The sequence below is a fragment of the Streptomyces sp. NRRL S-244 genome (assembly GCF_000717915.1).
In the GTDB taxonomy this organism is placed as follows: domain Bacteria; phylum Actinomycetota; class Actinomycetes; order Streptomycetales; family Streptomycetaceae; genus Streptomyces.
On record NZ_JOCX01000006.1, the window covers coordinates 117,115 to 135,103 of the forward strand.

General features: G+C 71.5%; 17 protein-coding genes and 1 pseudogene. 3 read left to right on the plus strand and 15 right to left on the minus strand.

Annotated features, from left to right (window positions below):
* Positions 1–101 precede the first annotated feature (101 nt).
* The gene (locus tag IF02_RS0109370) at positions 102–827 is read left to right on the plus strand and encodes a hypothetical protein (protein WP_030155231.1); all 726 of its coding nucleotides are present in this window, start codon (positions 102–104) and stop codon (positions 825–827) included.
* Here IF02_RS0109370 and IF02_RS0109375 read toward each other — a convergent pair.
* Genes IF02_RS0109375 through IF02_RS0109400 form a run of 6 tightly spaced genes read right to left on the minus strand, consistent with a single transcriptional unit; the run spans position 787 to position 7,553 of the window.
* Positions 787–2,058: a cytochrome P450 gene (locus IF02_RS0109375; protein ID WP_030155233.1), complete on the minus strand. Its 1,272-nt coding sequence runs from the start codon at positions 2,056–2,058 to the stop codon at positions 787–789. The genes IF02_RS0109370 and IF02_RS0109375 overlap by 41 nt on opposite strands.
* A 53-nt stretch (positions 2,059–2,111) precedes the next feature.
* Positions 2,112–2,618 carry a hypothetical protein gene (locus IF02_RS0109380; RefSeq protein ID WP_051696047.1) on the minus strand — a complete coding sequence of 169 codons (507 nt, stop codon included), beginning with the start codon at positions 2,616–2,618 and terminating at the stop codon, positions 2,112–2,114.
* A complete protein-coding gene (locus IF02_RS0109385) occupies positions 2,615–4,057 on the minus strand; it encodes a sensor histidine kinase (protein ID WP_030155237.1) in 1,443 nt (480 codons plus the stop codon). Before IF02_RS0109385 ends, IF02_RS0109380 begins: the two co-directional genes overlap by 4 nt.
* Positions 4,054–4,737 carry a response regulator transcription factor gene (locus IF02_RS0109390; RefSeq protein ID WP_030155239.1) on the minus strand — a complete coding sequence of 228 codons (684 nt, stop codon included), beginning with the start codon at positions 4,735–4,737 and terminating at the stop codon, positions 4,054–4,056. The genes IF02_RS0109385 and IF02_RS0109390 overlap by 4 nt, the downstream gene beginning before the upstream one ends.
* Before the next feature lie 39 nt (positions 4,738–4,776).
* Positions 4,777–6,456 carry a murein biosynthesis integral membrane protein MurJ gene (gene murJ, locus IF02_RS0109395; protein WP_051696049.1) on the minus strand — a complete coding sequence of 560 codons (1,680 nt, stop codon included), beginning with the start codon at positions 6,454–6,456 and terminating at the stop codon, positions 4,777–4,779.
* A complete protein-coding gene (locus tag IF02_RS0109400) occupies positions 6,453–7,553 on the minus strand; it encodes a lipid II:glycine glycyltransferase FemX (protein ID WP_106977257.1) in 1,101 nt (366 codons plus the stop codon). Before IF02_RS0109400 ends, murJ begins: the two co-directional genes overlap by 4 nt.
* A gap of 286 nt (positions 7,554–7,839) precedes the next feature.
* Here IF02_RS0109400 and IF02_RS0109405 point away from each other — a divergent pair, with 286 nt between their 5' ends.
* Positions 7,840–9,078: an Ig-like domain-containing protein gene (locus tag IF02_RS0109405; protein WP_037835881.1), complete on the plus strand. Its 1,239-nt coding sequence runs from the start codon at positions 7,840–7,842 to the stop codon at positions 9,076–9,078.
* 121 nt (positions 9,079–9,199) lie between these two features.
* The gene (locus tag IF02_RS0109410) at positions 9,200–10,798 is read left to right on the plus strand and encodes a CocE/NonD family hydrolase (RefSeq protein WP_030155247.1); all 1,599 of its coding nucleotides are present in this window, start codon (positions 9,200–9,202) and stop codon (positions 10,796–10,798) included.
* Between the two features lie 36 nt (positions 10,799–10,834).
* Here IF02_RS0109410 and IF02_RS0109415 read toward each other — a convergent pair whose 3' ends face one another.
* From IF02_RS0109415 to IF02_RS0109455, 9 genes and pseudogenes are all read right to left on the minus strand, one after another.
* Positions 10,835–11,719, minus strand: a complete 885-nt coding sequence (locus IF02_RS0109415) for an amino acid ABC transporter permease (RefSeq protein WP_030155249.1) — start codon at positions 11,717–11,719, stop codon at positions 10,835–10,837.
* Complete coding sequence (locus tag IF02_RS0109420; RefSeq protein ID WP_030155251.1) at positions 11,716–12,360, minus strand: amino acid ABC transporter permease; 645 nt, start codon at positions 12,358–12,360, stop codon at positions 11,716–11,718. Before IF02_RS0109420 ends, IF02_RS0109415 begins: the two co-directional genes overlap by 4 nt.
* A 17-nt stretch (positions 12,361–12,377) precedes the next feature.
* Positions 12,378–13,304: a glutamate ABC transporter substrate-binding protein gene (locus IF02_RS0109425; RefSeq protein WP_030155253.1), complete on the minus strand. Its 927-nt coding sequence runs from the start codon at positions 13,302–13,304 to the stop codon at positions 12,378–12,380.
* Positions 13,305–13,315: 11 nt separating this feature from the next.
* A complete protein-coding gene (locus IF02_RS0109430) occupies positions 13,316–14,059 on the minus strand; it encodes an amino acid ABC transporter ATP-binding protein (protein ID WP_030155255.1) in 744 nt (247 codons plus the stop codon).
* Positions 14,060–14,166: 107 nt separating this feature from the next.
* Positions 14,167–14,607 carry a DUF6278 family protein gene (locus IF02_RS0109435; protein ID WP_030155256.1) on the minus strand — a complete coding sequence of 147 codons (441 nt, stop codon included), beginning with the start codon at positions 14,605–14,607 and terminating at the stop codon, positions 14,167–14,169.
* A gap of 68 nt (positions 14,608–14,675) precedes the next feature.
* Positions 14,676–15,464, minus strand: coding sequence for an exodeoxyribonuclease III (locus IF02_RS0109440; RefSeq protein ID WP_030155257.1), 789 nt, complete (start codon positions 15,462–15,464; stop codon positions 14,676–14,678).
* 30 nt (positions 15,465–15,494) lie between these two features.
* The gene (locus IF02_RS0109445) at positions 15,495–16,127 is read right to left on the minus strand and encodes an MBL fold metallo-hydrolase (RefSeq protein ID WP_030155258.1); all 633 of its coding nucleotides are present in this window, start codon (positions 16,125–16,127) and stop codon (positions 15,495–15,497) included.
* A 25-nt stretch (positions 16,128–16,152) separates the two neighbouring features.
* A complete protein-coding gene (locus IF02_RS0109450; RefSeq protein WP_030155259.1) occupies positions 16,153–16,740 on the minus strand; it encodes a hypothetical protein in 588 nt (195 codons plus the stop codon).
* A 71-nt stretch (positions 16,741–16,811) separates the two neighbouring features.
* A pseudogene (locus IF02_RS0109455) lies at positions 16,812–17,987 on the minus strand (ROK family glucokinase); the annotation flags it as partial.
* Between the last annotated feature and the right edge of the window lie 2 nt (positions 17,988–17,989).

A 17,989-nucleotide genomic window follows, 5' to 3' on the forward strand; every position in this document is an offset into this window, starting at 1 on the left:
CCCGTCACACCCCACCGGACAGGCCTGAACCCTGACTCGGCACTGTAACTTCACCGCACCCCCCGCGTCAGGAAGACGCCGTGCGGGCTAGCATCCGGCGCATGAACGACGACGTGCGCAACATCGTGCTCGGGGTGGTGGCCACCGCGATCAGCGGCGGCTTCGGCTGGTTCTCCCGGACCTACCTGTGGCGCCGTACGCTGCGCCGCAAGCAGGCCTTCTTCGGCCTGCCCACCGGCTCCGACTGCCTGTTCGTGGTCAACCGGCAGATGGGCGGCACGGAGGGGTCGGTGCACCGCAACGACGCCTTCGCGCTGCTGGAGATATCCGCCCTGATCAAGGACTGCGGGGCCAATCTCCAGATCGTCTCCCACGACTCCGTCCGCCAGGGCTTCGGCGAGCGCGCCGAGTTCTGCGTGGGCGGGCCGGTGTCCAACGCGCGGACGGCGGCGCACCTGGCCTCCATGCTGCCGGGGGTGCGGGTCGACCTCTCCCGCGAGCCGGGGCCGGACCGCGGGGCGATCCACGTCGGCGGGGAGGCGTACCGCTGGCAGAAGGGCCAGATCGACCACGTGCTGCTGGCCCGGCTGACGGCCGGGCCGGGCAGCCGCCCGGTGTTCCTGGTCTCCGGGCAGACCGCGATCAGCAACCAGGCGGGTGCCCGCTTCCTGGCGCGCCACCACAAGGACCTGGCCCGCCGCTACCGCGGGGAATCCTTCTGCGTGGTGCTGAAGGTCAACAACTCCGACGCCTACGGCCCGGACGTGGTCGAACTGCTGGCCGACGTCACCCGGCAGGCCCGGACACCCGCAGCGGCAGCCGTGTGATCCCGTTGATGAAGTTCGACACCAACCGGCGTGGCGGGCCCGCGAGTTCGGGGGCCGGCATGGCCGCGCGCCACTCTTCGTAGAGCACGCGCAGCTGGAGCCGGGCGAAGTGGGCGCCGAGGCAGACGTGCGGTCCGTCGCCGAAGGAGACGTGCGGGTTGGGCGTCCGGCCGAGGTCGAGGCGCCCGGGGTCGGTGAAGACGCGCTCGTCGTGGTTGGCGGAGGCGTGGAAGACCACCACCTTGTCCCCGGCGCGGATCGGCTGCCCGGCGAGCTCGGTGTCGACGGCGGCGGTGCGCCGGAAGCTGAGCACCGGCGGGTGGACGCGCAGCAGTTCGTCCACCGCGGTGTGCATCGGGACCCGGCCGTCCGCGAGCCGCCGGTACGCGTCCGGGTCGCCGGCCAGGGCCAGCAGACCGCCGGGGGCCGCGCTGCGTACGGTGTCGTTGCCCGCGACGGTGAGCAGGAAGAAGAACATCTCCAGCTCGGCCGGGTCCAGTCCGGCCCCGGCGAGCGCCGTCATCACGTCGTCGCCGGGGTGCGCTCGCTTGTGCGCGGCCAGTTCCCGGGCGTACGAGAACATCTCGCCGAGCAGGGCCGGGGAGCGCGGGTTCAGGGGCTTGCCGTCGGGGCCGAGCCGGGGCGCGGGCGCGTCCTCGGGGTCCTGGTAGCCGATGACCCGTACGGTCCACTCCAGCAGCAGGCCCCGGTCGGCGGCCGGAACGCCCAGCAGGTCGGCCAGGTTGAGCAGCGCGTACTCGTCGGTGACCGTACGGACCAGGTCGGCGGCGCCGTCCTCGGCGCCGTCCCGGGCGGCGGCCAGCAGCGTACGGGCCCGCTCGCGGACCCGGCCGGCGAAGTCGTCCACCCGGGCGGGGGTGAAGGCGCGGGACACCAGCCGGCGCAGCCGCCCGTGGTCGCCCGCGGCGCGGCGCGGATCCTGGTTGAGCATGGTGCGCCGCAGGAACGGCAGGTCGGCCGGGTCGGGATCGCGGATCTGGGTGGCGCCCAGCCAGGAGGAGTACGTGGCGTGGTCGCGCAGCACCCGGACCACGTCGGCGTGCCGGGTGACCGCCCGGAATCCGGGGCCGGCGGGCCAGCCGGCGATCTCCGGCTCCTCCTGCCAGGCCACCGGATGGTGCTCGCGCAGCAGCCGGTAGCTCGCGTACGGGATCCCGGCCCCGTAGATCCGGGGGTCGAACACGTCGGGCACGTACGCGGCGGGGTCCATGGGGCCACGGTGGCGGGGCCCCCGCTCCACCGCAAGGGGACGGTCTGGAGGGCCTAGTCGCCGAGTTCGCAGCGGGCGGGGCCGATGTCGGCGTCCGGGCCGAGCAGGACCACCTGGTACCGCGGATCGGTGGAGGCCACCGTGCACACCAGCTGCTGGCGGGCCGTCTCGGACAGGGTGGCGACCTTGAACGGCACGCCGACCCCGATGGTGTCGGCCGAGATCATGGTCGTCCCGGCGCTGGCGCCCTGTTTCTTGATGTCCAGCACGGGCAGCCGGGTCTCCAGGCCCGCGGCCCTCTGCGCTTCGGTGGGGCCGACGAGCAGGCGGATGAGGAGCGAAGCCTCCGACACCGAGGGCTGCTCCCTGTCGGGTACGGGGAAGAGCCGCCCGTCGGACGCAACGAGGTACACCGTCCCCTTGGTCCCGGGCCCGGGCACGACGACCTTCGCGGCGGCTCCGCTCTCGATGACTCCGGTGGGCTTGATCCCGCAGCCGGTGAGCAGCAGTCCTCCCAGCAGCAGGGCGACGGCGGCCGCGGCCGCCCGTGTCCGGGTCATGCGTCGGCCTCCAGGGGCATGTCGAGGGTGAACACCGCTCCCCCGGCGGCGCCGTTCGCGGCGCGCAGGGTGCCGCCGTGCAGCCGGACGTTCTCCAGGGTGATGGCGAGGCCGAGGCCGCTGCCCGCGGAGCGGGTGCGGGCGGCGTCGGCCTTGAAGAACCGGTCGAAGATGTGCGGCAGCACCTCGGGGGCGATGCCGGGCCCGCTGTCGGCGACTTCGATCAGCAGCCGGGGGCCTTCGGGCCGCTCCTGCGTGCGCACGCCGACGCGGACCGGGGCGCCGCCGTGCTTGAGGGCGTTGCCGACGAGGTTGGCGAGGACCACGTCGAAGCGGCGCGGGTCGAGCCGGGCGCGGACCTGGGACGGCAGGTCGGTGAGCACCCGCTCGTCGTCCCAGTGGCGGCGCTCGACGGTCTTGCGCACGGCCTCGGCCACGTCCACGTCGTCGAGGTTGAGCTCGGCCGCGCGGGCGTCGAAGCGGGAGATCTCCATGAGGTCCTCGACGAGGACGGCGAGCTTTCCGGTCTCGGCGCTGACCAGCCGCAGGGCGGCGGCCGTGTCGGGGTCGAGGCGCTCGGCCTCCTCGTCCAGGACCTCGGTGACGGCGAGCATCCCGGCCAGCGGGGTGCGCAGTTCGTGGGAGACGTCGGAGGCGAAGCGGCGGGCGCGGACCTCGGCCTCCCGCAGCTCGTTCACCGACTGTTCGAGGGCGACGGCCGTCTCGTTGAAGGTGCGGGCGAGTCCGGCGAGCTCGTCGGAGCCGCGGACCTCGATCCGCGTGTCGAGGCGGCCGCTGCCGAGCCGCTGGGCGGCGCGGCGCATGTCCCGTACGGGGCGCAGCACGCTGCGCGCGGCGAGCAGGGCGGGGATGACGGCGATGGCGAGGCCGGGGACGGCGCCGCGCTTGGCGGCTTCGACCATGGCCTCGACCGTCTTGCCCTCGGTGGTCAGGGGCATCGTCGCGAAGAGGACCAGGCCGGTGGGTTCCCGGACGTCGTGGTGGAGCCAGACGGCCGGCATGCCGACGGCGAGGTACGGTCTGCCCGCGGGATCGGTCACCCGTTGGAAGGCGCCGTGCGGATGGGCCGTCACCTGGCGGCGGAGCTCCTCGGTGACCACGGTGGAGGTGGGCGCGCTGGTGCTGGAGGCCCGCAGGGTGCCGTACTCCCCGAAGACGTTCCAGGGGTTCGGCTTGCCCCTCTTTCCCAGCTCGGTGACGATCCGCTGGAGCTGTGCCTGGTCCAGCGGCAGATCGAGGGGCTGGGTCTCGATCTGGTCGCGCAGGGTGCTGACCGCGGTGTCCTGGCTCTGCTTGAGGACGGCCGTGCGGGCCTGCTGGTAGGTCAGCGTGGCCGTGGTCACCGCGCTGATCGCGGCGACCAGCAGGAAGGCCGCGATCAGCCGGGTGCGCAGCCCGAGCGGCGCGATGCGCCTCACAGCGGGCCGAAGCGGTAGCCGAAGCCGCGCACGGTCTGGATGTAGCGGGGGCTGCCGTCGGGGTCCTCGACCTTGGTGCGCAGGCGGCGTACGCAGGCGTCCACGAGCCGGGCGTCGGCGTGGTAGCTGTGGTCCCAGACGTACTCCAGGAGCTGCTGGCGGGAGAAGACCTGCTCGGGCGAGGCGGACAGGTGCAGCAGGAGTTTGATCTCGCTGGGGGCGAGGGGGACGCGCTCGCCGTTCTTGGCGACGGTCAGTCCGGCCCGGTCGACGGCGAGCTCGCCGTGGAACTCGACCTCGGGGCGGCTGCCCGCCGGGGCGCCGAGGCGGCGCAGCACGGCCTTGATGCGGGCCTCGATGACCTCGGTGCGGGCGGGTTTGACGATGTAGTCGTCGGCGCCGGCTTCGAGGCCGACGACTATGTCGAAGTCGTCGCCGCGGGCGGTCAGCATGATGATCGGGAGCTGGCTGGTCTCGCGGATGCGGCGGCAGACCTGTACGCCGTTCATCCCGGGCAGCATGAGGTCGAGCAGGACCAGCTCGGGGAGGAAGGTCCCCATCAGCGCGAGGCCCGCCTCGCCGGTTTCGGCGGCGCTCACCTCGTGGCCGCGTCGGCGCAGGCCGAGGCCCACTCCTTCGCGGATGGAAGGGTCGTCCTCGATCAGCAGTACGCGTGGCATCGGGTCATTGTCCAAGGTGGTTCGGGGCTTCGTCTCCTGCTAACGGCCGGCTTTGCGCCGCAGGGAGTCCAGCAGGTCGGTGATCTCCGTGAGGCCGAGCGGCCTGGCGAGGAGGACGACGACGAGCGCGAGCGCCGCGGTTCCCGCTCCGGCGGCGGCGAAGTCGCCGAGGCCGTCGGCGGCCCGGGCGGCCGCGTAAGCGGCGGCGGCCCCGGGCAGGCAGGCGGTCAGCAGCCGCAGGTGGGTGCGGACCGCGGTGGCGCGGCGCTGCGTACGGGTCCCGGTGCGCGGGCCGAGCCGCCGCGCGAGGGTGTACGCGGTCACCGCGAGGCCCGCGAACAGGGCGACGGAGTAGGCGCCGGCCATGCCGGTGACCGCCCAGCGCGGGGGCAGCAGCAGGTAGGCGGCGGCCGACAGCCCGGCGTTCAGGGCGGCGATGACCAGGTTCAGGAAGAACGGGGTCCGGGTGTCGGACAGGGCGTAGAAGGCGCGCGAGAGGACGTACTGGCCGGAGAAGGCGATCAGGCCGGGCGCGAAGGCCGTGAGCATGCCGGCCATGACCGCGGTGTCGGCGGCGCCGGTGCGCCCGTACCCGAAGACGCTGCCCATCACCCAGGGGGCGAGCGCGGCGAAGAGCGCGGCGGCGGGGACGACGAGGGCGGCGCTGGAGCGCAGCGCGTACGACACGTCGCGGCGGAGCGAGCCGAGGTCGCCGTCGGCGGCGGCCGCGCTCATCCGGGGCATCAGGGCGGTCACGAGGGAGACGGTGATGATGCCCTGGGGGACGATCCACAGCTGGTAGGCGTTGCTGTAGGCGGTGTACCCGGCGCCGCCCGCGAGCCCGGCTTCCACGGCCTGGTGCCCGGTGGCGGTGGAGAGCCGGGTGACGACCCAGTAGCCGATCTGGTTGGTGAAGACGAGCATGACCAGCCAGCCCGCGTTGCGCAGCGGGCGGGCGAGGCCCTGGCCGCGCCAGTCGAAGCGGGGGCGCCAGCGGAAGCGGGCGGCGCGCAGCGAGGGGATGAGCGCGAGGGCCTGGATGACGATGCCGGCGGTGGTGCCGAGGCCGAGGAGGCGGGTCTCGCCGGCCGTCAGGCCGTCCGCCGCGTCGTGGGAGACGTACAGGAAGAGCCCGAAGACGCCGATGATCACGATGTTGTTGAGGACGGGGGTCCACATCATCGCGCCGAACCGGCCGCGTGCGTTCAGCACCTGGCCGAGCAGGGTGAACAGCCCGTAGAAGAGGATCTGCGGCAGACAGTACCGGGCCAGGGCCACGGTGGTGCTCGCCTGGCCGCCGGTGTACGGGGTGTACGCGGAGACGATCAGCGGCGCGGCGAGCACGGCGACGGCCGTCAGTGCGACGAGCGCCGCGGTGCAGGCGGTGAGCAGCCGGTCGGTGTAGGCGGCTCCACCGTCCTGGTGCTCCTTCGCGGCCCGGACCAGCTCGGGGACGAAGACCGCGTTGAGCGCGCCGCCGATGAGCAGCATGTACAGGATGTTCGGGACGGTGTTGGAGACGGCGTAGCCGTCGCCGAGCAGCCCGGTGCCGAGGGCGGCGACGACGACGGCGGAGCGGACGAATCCGGTGGCGCGGGAGACGATCGAGCCGGCCGCCATGAGGGCGCCGCTGCGCAGCACCGAGCTCTTCCCCGGATCCGCGCCGGTGGCGCCTCCGGCGGAGGGGCCGGTGGCCGGTCTGGTGTCGGTGGTGGTCACCGGCGGGCCAGGTAGGCCTGGAATGCCTTGTGGAGCGCCGTGTTGGCGTATCCGTCCATGGGGGTCTCCCACTCGCCGAGCGTTTCGACTACCTGCCCGCCGGTGCCGAGCTTCCAGCGCAGCAGCCCGAAAGAACGTTCGTCGGGGTCAAGGGTGGAGGGTACCCCGCGCATGTCGTACTCGTCGGCTCCGAGGTCGTGGGCGTCGCACATCATCCGCCACTGGAGCGCGTTGCTGGGGCGGACCTCGCGGCGGTGGTCGGCGGAGGCGCCGGTCTGGTACCAGACCCGGTTCCCGGCCACGATCATGGTGTGGGCCGCGAGGATCTCGCCCTGGTGGATGCCCAGGTAGAGGCGCATCCGGCCGGGCGCCTCGGCGTTGAGGACCTCGTACTGCTGCTCGTAGTACGCGAGCGAGCGGCCGAGCCGGAAGCCGTCGCGCTCCTCGGTGATGCGCAGCAGCCGGTAGAACTCGGGCAGGTCGGCGGCGGTGCCGAGGACGGTCTGCACGCCTGCCTTCCCGGCCTTGCGGACGTTGCGCCGCCACTCCTGGTTGAGGCCGGACCACAGCTCCTCGCGGGAGCGCCCGGCGAGCGGTACGCGGAAGACGTGGCGGGGCTGGGCGTCGCCGTCGTCCTCCCCGCCGCAGCGCTTCCAGCCGCGGGTGCGCAGCCGGTCGGCGAGGGCGGCGCCGACCGGGTCGACCTCGGTGGCGAGCACGTCGGAGATCTGCCGGCCCGCTCCGGTGGCGGACTTGACGGCGGCGGCGTCCCAGCGGCGGTAGGCGGGCGTGGGCCCCATCCGGACGGCGAAGGCGCCGGCCGCGCGCAGATGCCGCTTGAGGGGGTCCAGCCACCGGTCGATGTGCGGGTCGGACCAGTCGGCGACCGGGCCTTCGGGGAGGTACGCGAAGTATTTGCGGGTGCCGGGGAATTGGCGGTAGAGGACCAGCCCGGCACCGGCTATTCGCCCGTCGGGGTAGTGCCATCCGACCCTTTCCGAGCGCCAAAGGTCCTTTACCTCGGCCCAGGAGGGGTACTGGAGAAAGCTCGCGTTCCGGTTACCCGAAAGGAAGCCCTGGTATTCCGGTACGGACATCGGACGCACACTCAGCTCCCGCTCCGGGGACTGGTGTCGCTGGGCGGGGGTCACGAGCAGTGCGCACACGGCGGATCGGCCTTCCTGTACGTCCGGGGATGCGGGACGCACAGCACTCTCACAGGAGTCCGTGACCGCGGTGCGCGGCGATTGTGACCGGACGATGACCGTTTCGCTGCGGTCCACGTCACAACCGAAAGTCCGATCTTTTTGGCGGATTGCGCAACCTAAAGTCGTGCCGTCCGCATCTCCATTTGCGAACGATCATTACTTGGAGGGGTTTTCGTTGAGCCGCACACGCCGTACCGCACGCAGTCGCCACGCCATGCTGGCCGGGACCGCACTCATGGCCGCCGCGCTGACCGCCTGCGGCGGCTCGGGCGGAAGCGGGAGCGCGGGCGCTTCCGGCACTGCGGACGCGAAGAAGAAGCCGGACATGGCGATATCCGTGAACCTCACGGGCGATCAGGCCAAGCCCGGTGAGCCGGTGAAGGTGACCCTCGCCGAGGGGAAGCTGGCCCTGGTCAAGGTGTCCGACGGCAAGGGCGGCGAGCTGCCCGGGAAGATAGCCGACGACGGCAAGACGTGGACCTCCGAGCGCAACGCCTCGCCGGGCACGGACTACAAGATCGAGGCGCAGAACACCGACAGCCAGAGCGCGAACGCCCAGTTCAAGACGGCCGCCGCGGACAAGGTGAACAAGGTCACCATCAACCCGGGCAAGGCCAACCCGGTGGTGGGCATCGCCCAGCCGGTCTCGATCGTCTTCGACAACCCGGTGAAGAACAAGGCCGAGGTCGAGAAGCACCTGAAGGTCACCACCTCGAACAACACCGAGGGGTCCTGGGGCTGGTTCAAGGACTACACCGGCAACGACCGGGTGGACTGGCGGCCGAAGGAGTACTGGAAGTCCGGCACCGACGTGAAGGTCGAGATGACCCTCAACGGGGTGGACTCGGGCCAGGGCGGCGGGATGTTCGTCAAGGACTACAACACCGAGTTCAAGATCGGCAAGGACCGCCGGCTCCAGGTGAACCTCGACACGCGCAAGATGACGGTGACCGAGGACGGCCAGAGCGTGAAGACGATCCCGGTCTCGGCGGGCACGCCCGGCGGCCAGAAGGCCTCCTGGTCCGGGAAGATGGTGCTGATGTCGAAGGAGGGCACCATCCGGATGGACTCCCAGACGGTGGGCCTGGGCGACTCCTACGACAAGATGGTCGACTACTCGATGCGGGTGACCTGGTCGGGCATGTACATCCACGCCGCGCCGTGGAACACGGGCAACTTCGGCCGGGCCAACACCAGTTCCGGCTGCGTGGGCATGAGCGACTCCGACGCGAAGGCGCTGTTCGCCGAGGCCCAGGTGGGCGACCTGGTCGAGGTCACCGGCGACGGCTCCAAGGGCAAGGCCGACATCGGCAACGGCTACGGCGAGTGGAACCTGTCCTGGGACGAGTGGAAGGCCAAGAGCGCCCTGACCGGCGCCGCGGGCGGCGCGGGTGCCACGCCCCAGAACGGCTGATCCGCGCACTTGACACTCGTTCAATCGTTACCACCGCGTAACTTACCGGCGGGTTACCTCCGGTAAGCCCCTCGCATTACCGTCGGGTCACTTTGACACCGGCGCACGCGAGGAGCGATCGATGGTCCGCACCGCCCGCACCACCAGCACCGCGGCCGCCGTGGCGGCCGTACTGGCGGCAACCGCCCTGGGCCTGGCCCCCCACCAGGCCCGGGCGGCAACCGCCCCCGCCGCCGCGGCGGCTCCGTCGGCCACGTCCGACCTCCGCTTCCACGACATCCCCGGCTCCGGCGGCATCACCCTCAAGGGCAACGTCTTCACCCCGGCCGACGCGCAGACCGGCCGGAGGTACCCGCTCATCGTGCTGCCCACCAGCTGGGGCATGCCGCAGATCGAATACATCGCGCAGGCCAAGAAGCTCGCCGACGACGGCTACGTCGTGGTCAGCTACACCTCCCGCGGCTTCTGGCTCTCCGGCGGCCGGATCGAGGTGGCCGGCCCGCCCGACACCGCCGACGTCTCCGCCGTCATCGACTGGGCGCTGGCCAACACCCCCGCCGACGCCGGCCACATCGGCCTGGGCGGGGTCTCGTACGGCGCGGGCATCAGCCTGCTGGCCTCGGCGCACGACCCCCGGATCAGAGCCGTCGTCGCGCTCAGCGGCTGGGCCGACATCATCGAGTCGATCTACTCGGGCCGCACCCAGCACCTCCAGGCCGCCGCGCTGCTCGGCGGCGCCGGCTACCTCACCGGCCGCCCCGGCCCCGAACTCGAGCAGATCCTCGGCGACTTCCTCGGCTCCCGGCTGGACCGGGAGCCGCAGATGATCGAGTGGGGAAAGCAGCGCTCGGCCGCGGAACGGGTCGACGAGATCAACGCCAACGGCGCCGCGATCATGCTCGGCAACGCCTGGGGCGACAGCATCTTCCCGCCCAACCAGTACGCGGCCTTCTTCGAGAAGCTGACCGGCCCCAAGCGCCTGGAGTTCCGGCCCGGCGACCACGCCACCGCCGAGGGCACCGGCCTGCTCGGGCTGCCCAACGACACCTGGACCAACGCCCACCGCTGGTTCGACCGCTACCTCAAGGGCGAGCGCAACGGCGTGGACACCGAGGCCCCGGTGCAGATCAAGTCCCGCAGCAACGACGGCTACGAGGGCTACGCCAACTGGAAGTCGGTCGGCTCCGCGGGCACCGAGAGGCTCCCGCTCTCCGACGGCGAGCACCTCTTCGCGGGCGTCGACTCGGGCGCCGACGGCGGCGTCATCTTCCTCTCCAGCATCCTGGACCAGTTCGTCAAGGCGCCCCCGACCGCCTCCGTCCCGCTCCTCCCCCGCGCCTTCGCCGCCGTCTGGCAGTCCCCGCGCGAGGACGCGGAGCGCCGCATCCGCGGCACGGTGAAGCTGCACACCACCGTCACCCCCACCGCCTCGGACGGCACGTTCGTCGCGTACCTCTACGACGTCGGCCCGCTCGGCATCGGCAAGCTGGTGAGCCACGCCCCGTACACCTTCCACGACAAGCCCCGGGGCCGGTCCTTCGGCGTGGACCTGGAGCTGTTCTCCACCGCCTACGACGTGCCCGAGGGCCACCGGCTCGCCCTCGTGATCGACACCGTCGACCCCCTCTACATCGAGCACAACCCCACCGGCGCACAGCTGACCTTCTCCTCGCCGCGCACCGATCCCTCGTACGTCTCGGTGCCGCTGCGCGAGCAGTGATCTGCGGCTGCTGCCGGGCGGGGCGGCTCTTCGGAGCTACCGTGGAGTGCCCGGCAGCACCGTTCCGGGATCGGGCACGACGACCTCGACCGCCTCGGTCTTCAGACTGCGCCGCTCGAACCGCGCCACCCAGCCGGCGAACCAGGAGAGCAGCATGCACATCCCGATGTAGATCGGGGAGATGATCATCACGACGGGGATGAACGGCAGGTCGTAGTCGAGGTTCGAGGCGATCAGCTTGCCCGCATGCAGGAACTCCTCGTACGTGATCAGGTAGCCGAGCGAGGTGTCCTTCAGGGCCACCACCAGCTGGCTGATGATGGCGGGCAGCATCGCCCGGAGCGCCTGCGGGGCGAGCACGAAGGTCATCACCTGGGTCTTGCGCATGCCGAGTGCGTACGCCGCCTCGCGCTGGCCCCGGTCGACGGAGTTGATGCCCGTACGGAAGACCTCGGCGAGCACCGAGCCGTTGTACAGGGTCAGCCCCGCCACCAGCGCCGGCAGCGGCTGGACCTTCAGCGCGACGAAGATGAAGAAGATCATCACCAGCACCGGCATGGCCCGGAAGAACTCCACGCACATGGTGGCCGCCCAGTGCACCGGCCGGTGCACGGAGAGCCGCCCGGCCGCGAGCACCGCGCCGAGGACGAACGAGAACACCGAGGCGTACAGGAAGGCCTTGAGGGTGTTCCCCAGCCCCTTGAGCAGCAGTTCCTGGATGCCCTTGTACGTGAAGGGGCTCCACTTGGCGGAGGTGAACTGGTCGGTGTCGAAGAGGAGGTAGAGGATCCAGGCGAGCAGTCCGAGGATCACCACCGTGGAGGCGATCCCGTAGAGGAAGTGCCTGCGCCGGGTCCGCGGGCCGGGCAGGTCGTAGAGGGCGGTGGACTCCGGGTCCCCGTGGAGCGCGTGCGCGGTCATCGGGCGATCCCCCAGCGCTTCTCCAGCACGTTGAAGAGCGCGCTGATGGACAAGGTGATGATCAGGTAGCCGACGGCGATCCAGACGAAGGTCCAGACGATGTTGTAGCCCAGCTCGTTGAGGGTCTTGTACGTGCCCAGCAGCTCGGTGACGCTGAAGGCGCCGGCGATCGCCGAGTTCTTGGCGAGGGCGATCAGCGTGGAGCCGATGGGCGGGATGACGCTGCGGAAGGCCTGCGGGAGCACCACCGAGCCCAGGGTCTGGGTGAAGCTCATGCCGAGGCTCCGGGAGGCCTCGCCCTGGCCCTTGGGCACGGTGTTGATGCCCGAGCGCAACACCTCGCAGATGAAGGCGGAGGTGTAGCAGCCCAGCGCGAGGACCGCGAACACCTGGAAGGGCAGGACCAGCCCGAAGCGCGGCAGGCCCAGCAGCACGGCGAAGAAGAGCAGGGTGAGCGGGGTGTTGCGCAGCACGGTGACCCAGACCGTGCCGAAGACCCGGAAGGAGCCGACGGGCGCGACGCGGAAGGAGGCCATGACGAAGCCGAGGACCAGGGCGAGGAGCGAGGCGTAGACCGTGAGCCGGACGGTCCCGAGGAAGCCGTTCCAGTAGAGCGGGAAGTTCTGTGTGAGTACGTCCATGGTGGTGGGCTCTCCCCTCAGCTCGCCGGGTAGCGGTCGATGGCGGGCGGCTTCGGGGCGGGTACGCCGGACAGGCCGAGCGTGGCCTCGTACGCCTTCTTCCAGTTCCCGTTCTTCTCCTGCTCCTCCAGGGCGTCGTCGAGGGCGAAGCGCAGGGCGTCGTCGCTGCGCGGTACGCCGATGCCGTAGGGCTCCTTGGAGAAGGGCGCGCCGACGACCTTGAGCTCGTCGGGGACCTTGGCCGCGTAGCCGAGGAGGATGGAGTCGTCGGTGGAGACGGCGTCGACCTGGTAGGTCAGGAGGTTGTCCACGCAGACCGAGTAGGTGTCGTAGGCGACCAGGACCGCCTGCGGGTACTCCCGCTGGAGCCGCTGGTAGGGGGTGGATCCGGCGGCGGAGCAGACCTTCTTGCCGGCGAGGTCGCCGGGCCCCTTGATGTCCTTCTCGTTCTTGCGCACGAGCAGGGACTGGCCGGCCATGAAGTACGGGCCGGCGAAGCCGACCTGCTTCTTGCGGTTGTCGTTGATCGTGTAGGTGCCGACGTAGTAGTCGATCTGGCCGTTCTGGAGGGCCGTCTCGCGGTTGGCGGAGGCGATCGTCTTGAACTCGGTCGTCTTGGGGTCGAAGCCGAGCGAGGCCGCCATCATCTTGGCGATCTCGACGTCGAAGCCGGAGTAGCGGCCGCTCGCGGGGTCCTTCTCGCCCAGGTACGGCTGGTCCTCCTTGACACCGACCACGAGGCGGCCGCGCCGCTTGGCGCGCTCCCAGGTACGGGACTGCGGCAGCTCGAAGCCGGTCGCGACCTTGTACACCGGCAGGTCCTCGGGCTGCGGGCCCTTGACCGGGGGGCTGCCCTCCTTGCCGCAGCCGGCGAGGAGGGCCAGCAGGGCGGCGGCGAGGAGAAGGAGGCGGGCGCGCGGGCGGGCACCGTGGGTGCGCTTCATCGGCCCGCCCCTCAGTGCTTGAGGATCTTGGAGAGGAAGTCCCTGGCCCGCTCGCTCTCCGGGGCGGTGAAGAACTCCTCCGGTGTGCGGTCCTCGACGATCCTGCCGTCGGCCATGAACACGACGCGGTTGGCGGCGGACCGGGCGAAGCCCATCTCGTGCGTGACCACGACCATGGTCATGCCGTCGGCGGCGAGCTGGCGCATGACCTCCAGCACCTCGTTGATCATCTCCGGGTCGAGGGCCGAGGTGGGCTCGTCGAAGAGCAGGGCCTTGGGGTTCATGGCGAGGGCCCGGGCGATCGCGACGCGCTGCTGCTGGCCGCCGGAGAGCTGGGCGGGGTACTTCGGCGCCTGGTCGGCGAGGCCCACGCGGCCGAGCAGCTCGCGCGAGCGCTTGTCGGCCTCGTCCTTCTTGCGCTTCCTGACCTTGACCTGCGCGAGCGAGACGTTGGCGAGGACCGTCTTGTGCGCGAAGAGGTTGAAGGACTGGAAGACCATGCCCACGTCGGCGCGCAGGGCCGCCAGCTCCTTGCCCTCGTCGGGCAGCGGCTTGCCGTCGAGCAGGATCGTGCCCGACTCGATGGTCTCCAGGCGGTTGATGGTCCGGCACAGGGTCGACTTCCCGGAACCGGACGGGCCGATGACCACCACCACCTCCCCGCGGCCGACGGTGAGGTTGATGTCCTGGAGGACGTGCAACGCCCCGTAGTACTTGTTGACGTCCCGCAGCTCGATCAACGGATCGACGGCCATGCGCTGCCCTGCCCACCTGTCGGAGTGTCGAGGTCAGCGCAAACTATCCAGCGACGGAAGGGCACTTCCGCTCGACACGCCTAAAGGCGACATAAAGCTCAATCGGGTCAGCCTTCGGAGGCTTCGGCGTACGCCTGGGAGAGTTCCGGGGAGCCCGTCATCGCCCAGGACACCCCCGACTCCACCACGTTCAGCTCGCGGCCCGAGGCCAGGCGGATCACCGGCTGGCCGTTGGGCCAGACCTGCCAGGCGGCGCCCAGCTTGGTCCTGATGATCACCGTGCCGAGGTAGAAGCCCGCGTCGTTGCCGAGCCAGGGCACGACCTCGGGGTCCCGGCGCCAGCGGGGCATCAGCTGGTCGAGCGCCTCCAACGAGGCCGGGCTCTCGTCGAGTTCCAGCCCGGCCGCGCGCGCCTGGACGCGCAGCATCTCGCATTCCGAGAACAACTCGTTGACGCCCTCGGGGTCGTCCGCGAGGGCGGCGGCCAGTCCCGCACCCCGTTCCGTTTCGTGCCGGTTCAGCCAGTTGTCCAGGAAGGGGATGTTCATACCGCCCAGCCTGGCACCAGGATCCCGCGCTGGCCACAGGGCGCGCGGGATCCGTCCGCCGTGCCCGGCTAGGGGGTGTCCAGCGCCAGGTCCACGACCACCGGCGCGTGGTCCGAGGCGCCCTTGCCCTTGCGCTCCTCGCGGTCGACGTAGGCGTCGGTGACCGCCTTGGTGAAGGGCTCGTTCCCGTAGACCAGGTCGATGCGCATGCCCCGGTTCTTGGGGAAGGCGAGCTGGCGGTAGTCCCAGTACGTGTACGGCCGGTCGTACTTGAGAGGGCGCGGCAGCACGTCGGAGAGCCCCGCGGCACGCAGTGCCTCCAGGGCGGCGCGCTCGGCGGGGGTCACGTGGGTCAGGCCCGCGAAGACTGCCGGGTCGTACACGTCCTCGTCGGTCGGGGCCACGTTGTAGTCGCCGAGCACCGCGAACGGGCGCGGGCCGGCCGCGTCTTCGGCGACGGCGGTGGTCAGCGCGCGGAACCAGTCCAGCTTGTACCCGTAGTGGTCGTGCTCGACCTCGCGCCCGTTCGGCACGTACACCGACCACAGGCGCACCCCGCCGCAGGTGGCGGAGATCGCCCGGGGCTCCTCGACGCCCTCGTAGTCGGGGCCGCCGGGCAGGCCCTTGACCACGTCCTCCAGGCCGACCTTGGAGATCAGGGCCACCCCGTTCCACCTGCCGGTGGCATTGACGGCCGACTCGTAGCCCAGCTCGCGCAGCTGCTCGCGCGGGAACTGCTCCTCGGAGCACTTGGTCTCCTGGATGCACACGACATCGGTGCCGGAGCTCTCCAGCCAGGCCAGCAGACGGGGCAGCCGGGCGGTGATCGAGTTGACGTTGAACGTGGCGATACGCATGCCGTCCAACCTACCGCCCGGCACCGACAGTCACAGTTGCGCGGCGTCCCCGGCGGCGAGCCGCCCGTGGTCGGTGCCGCCCAGGGCCGCGAGGACGCCGTCGTAGATGGGGCGGGCGATGTCCGAGAGGTACGCGTCGTGGATGTCGATGGCCCGGCGCGGCTTGACCTCGCGCAGGTAGTCGATCACCTCGGCGACCTTGTTCCAGGGTGCGTGCACCGGGAGCATCAGGGTGTCCACGGGCACCTCGGGGACGGTCAGCGCGTCACCGGGGTGGAAGAGCGAACCCTCCACGAGGTAGCCGACATTGGTGACCCGCGGGATGTCCGGGTGGATCACGGCGTGCAGCTCGCCGTGGACCTGGACCTCGAAGCCGGCGGCGCTGAAGGCGTCCCCGTGCCCGACGGTGTGCACCCGGCCCGGATAGGCAGGGGCCAGCCGCTCCGCGACGCTGCGCAGCGTCCAGAGCGCGGCCGCCGGGCTGGCGTCGAGGGCGGCGCGCAGCCGGCCCTCGTCGAAGTGGTCGGGGTGCTCGTGGGTGACGAGCAGGGCGTCCGCCCCGAGCCCCGCGTCGGGCTCGCTGAAGACGCCCGGGTCGATGACGAGCACGCGCCCGTCCTTCTCCAGTTGGACACAGGAGTGCAGCCGCTTGGTGAGCTTCATGGCAGAAGGCTAGGACACGGCCCGGCTACGGGGTCGCCGTGGAGACCACGTAGACCCTCGGCTTGGCCGGGTCCGTGAGGTCGACCGTGACGTCCCTGGTGGGGCGCGGGTTCGGCTGTTCCAGGGTGGTGCCGTACCAGGCGTTCTGCGGGCCCCAGCTCCAGCCCGCGACCGCGGCGTCGTGGGCCCCCACGGAGACCTCGCGGGTCAGCTCGGAGCGGCTGGTGCCGACGTCGGCCAGGAAGGCGTCCAGGTCGGCGGGGGTGACGGCGAACTGCACGTACAGCCGGCTGGTGCGCCAGTTGTTGGTCTCCAGGAACCCGACCCGCCAGGCCTTCGGCGGGATCGGCACCTCGTAGATGCTGCGCTGCACCTTGGAGGGCCAGCCGGGCCGCACCTTGGTCGCGCCGACCTTGGCGGCCTTGTCGCGGCCGCTCTCGCGGCTCTGCTGGGCGGATACGGCGAGGTAGCCCGCGGGTACGCCGACCAGCAGCAGGATGATGATCGCGGTGATCCAGCGGCGCCGGACCACGTGCTTGCGGTCCTCCGCCGGGAGCGGAGTGCCGCCCTCGTCGGGGGCGGGCGCCTGGCGGGGCAGGGAGGGCGGTGTCACCGCGCGCCCCCGTCCTCGAGGTCCGCGGGTTTCGTGTCCGCGGCCCCGGCCCCGGCGGCCTTGGCCTCGGCCTCGGCGGCCTTGAGGTCCGCGGCCTTGCGCTCCGCGGTGGCCGGGGAATCGATCAGGCCCCACTGCGCGTAGCGCTCGTACCGCTCGACGCGCCGGCGCGTGGCGCGGCGGAAGCGGCGGGCGACCAGCCGGGCCAGGTCGGCGGCCCCGACCATGCCGGCCTCGGGGCCGAGCTGGGCCTTGGCGATACGGGCCTCGGGGCGGTAGCCGCGGCCGGTGAGGTGGCGCCGGAAGGCGTCCCGGGCCGGGCCGATCAGCAGGTCGTCGGCGGCGCTGACGCCGCCGCCGATGACGAAGCAGGAGGGGTCGAGGGCGGCGGCGAGGTTGGCGATGCCGACGCCGAGCCACTGGCCGATGTCCTCCAGGAGCTCGACGCACATGGCGTCGCCCTCGCGGGCCAGCTCGGTGATGAGCGGCCCGGTGATCTCCGCGACGTTGCCGCCGACCCGGGCGATGATCTCGTGCGCGACCGGGGAGTCGGCGGCGGCCAGCTCGCGGGCCTCGCGGACCAGGGCGTTGCCGGAGCTGTACTGCTCCCAGCAGCCGCGGTTGCCGCACGGGCAGCGGTGGCCGCCGGGGACCACCTGCATGTGGCCGAACTCGCCGGCGACCCCGAAGCGGCCGCGCTTGACCTGGCCGCCTTCGAGGATCGCGCCGCCGATGCCGGTGCCGAGCGTGATCATGACGAGGTGGTCCTCGCCGCGTCCGGCGCCGAAGCGCCATTCGGCCCAGGCGGCGGTGTTGGCGTCGTTGTCCACCATGACCGGGACCGCGAGCCGGGACTGGAGCGCGTCGCGCAGCGGCTCGTCGCGCCAGGCCAGGTGGGGTGCGAAGAGCACCCGGGAGCGGTCGGCGTCGACCCAGCCGGCCGCGCCGATGCCCACGGCGTGGACGTCGTGCCGGTCGGACAGGTCGAGCACCAGCTCGACGATGGTGTCCTCGACGACCTTGGGGCTCTTGGACTTGTCGGGGGTCTCGGTGCGGATCTTCTCCAGGATGACCCCGTCGGCGTCGACGACGCCGGCCATCACCTTGGTGCCGCCGATGTCGATGCCGACGGTCGGGACGCGCGGGGCGGTCAGGTGCGACCGGCGCTCACGGGTCCCGATGGTCCGCAGGACGGTGCCTCGCGCCGACCCCCGGTGGGTGAGCGCAAAGTCCCGGTACGTGCTCATCG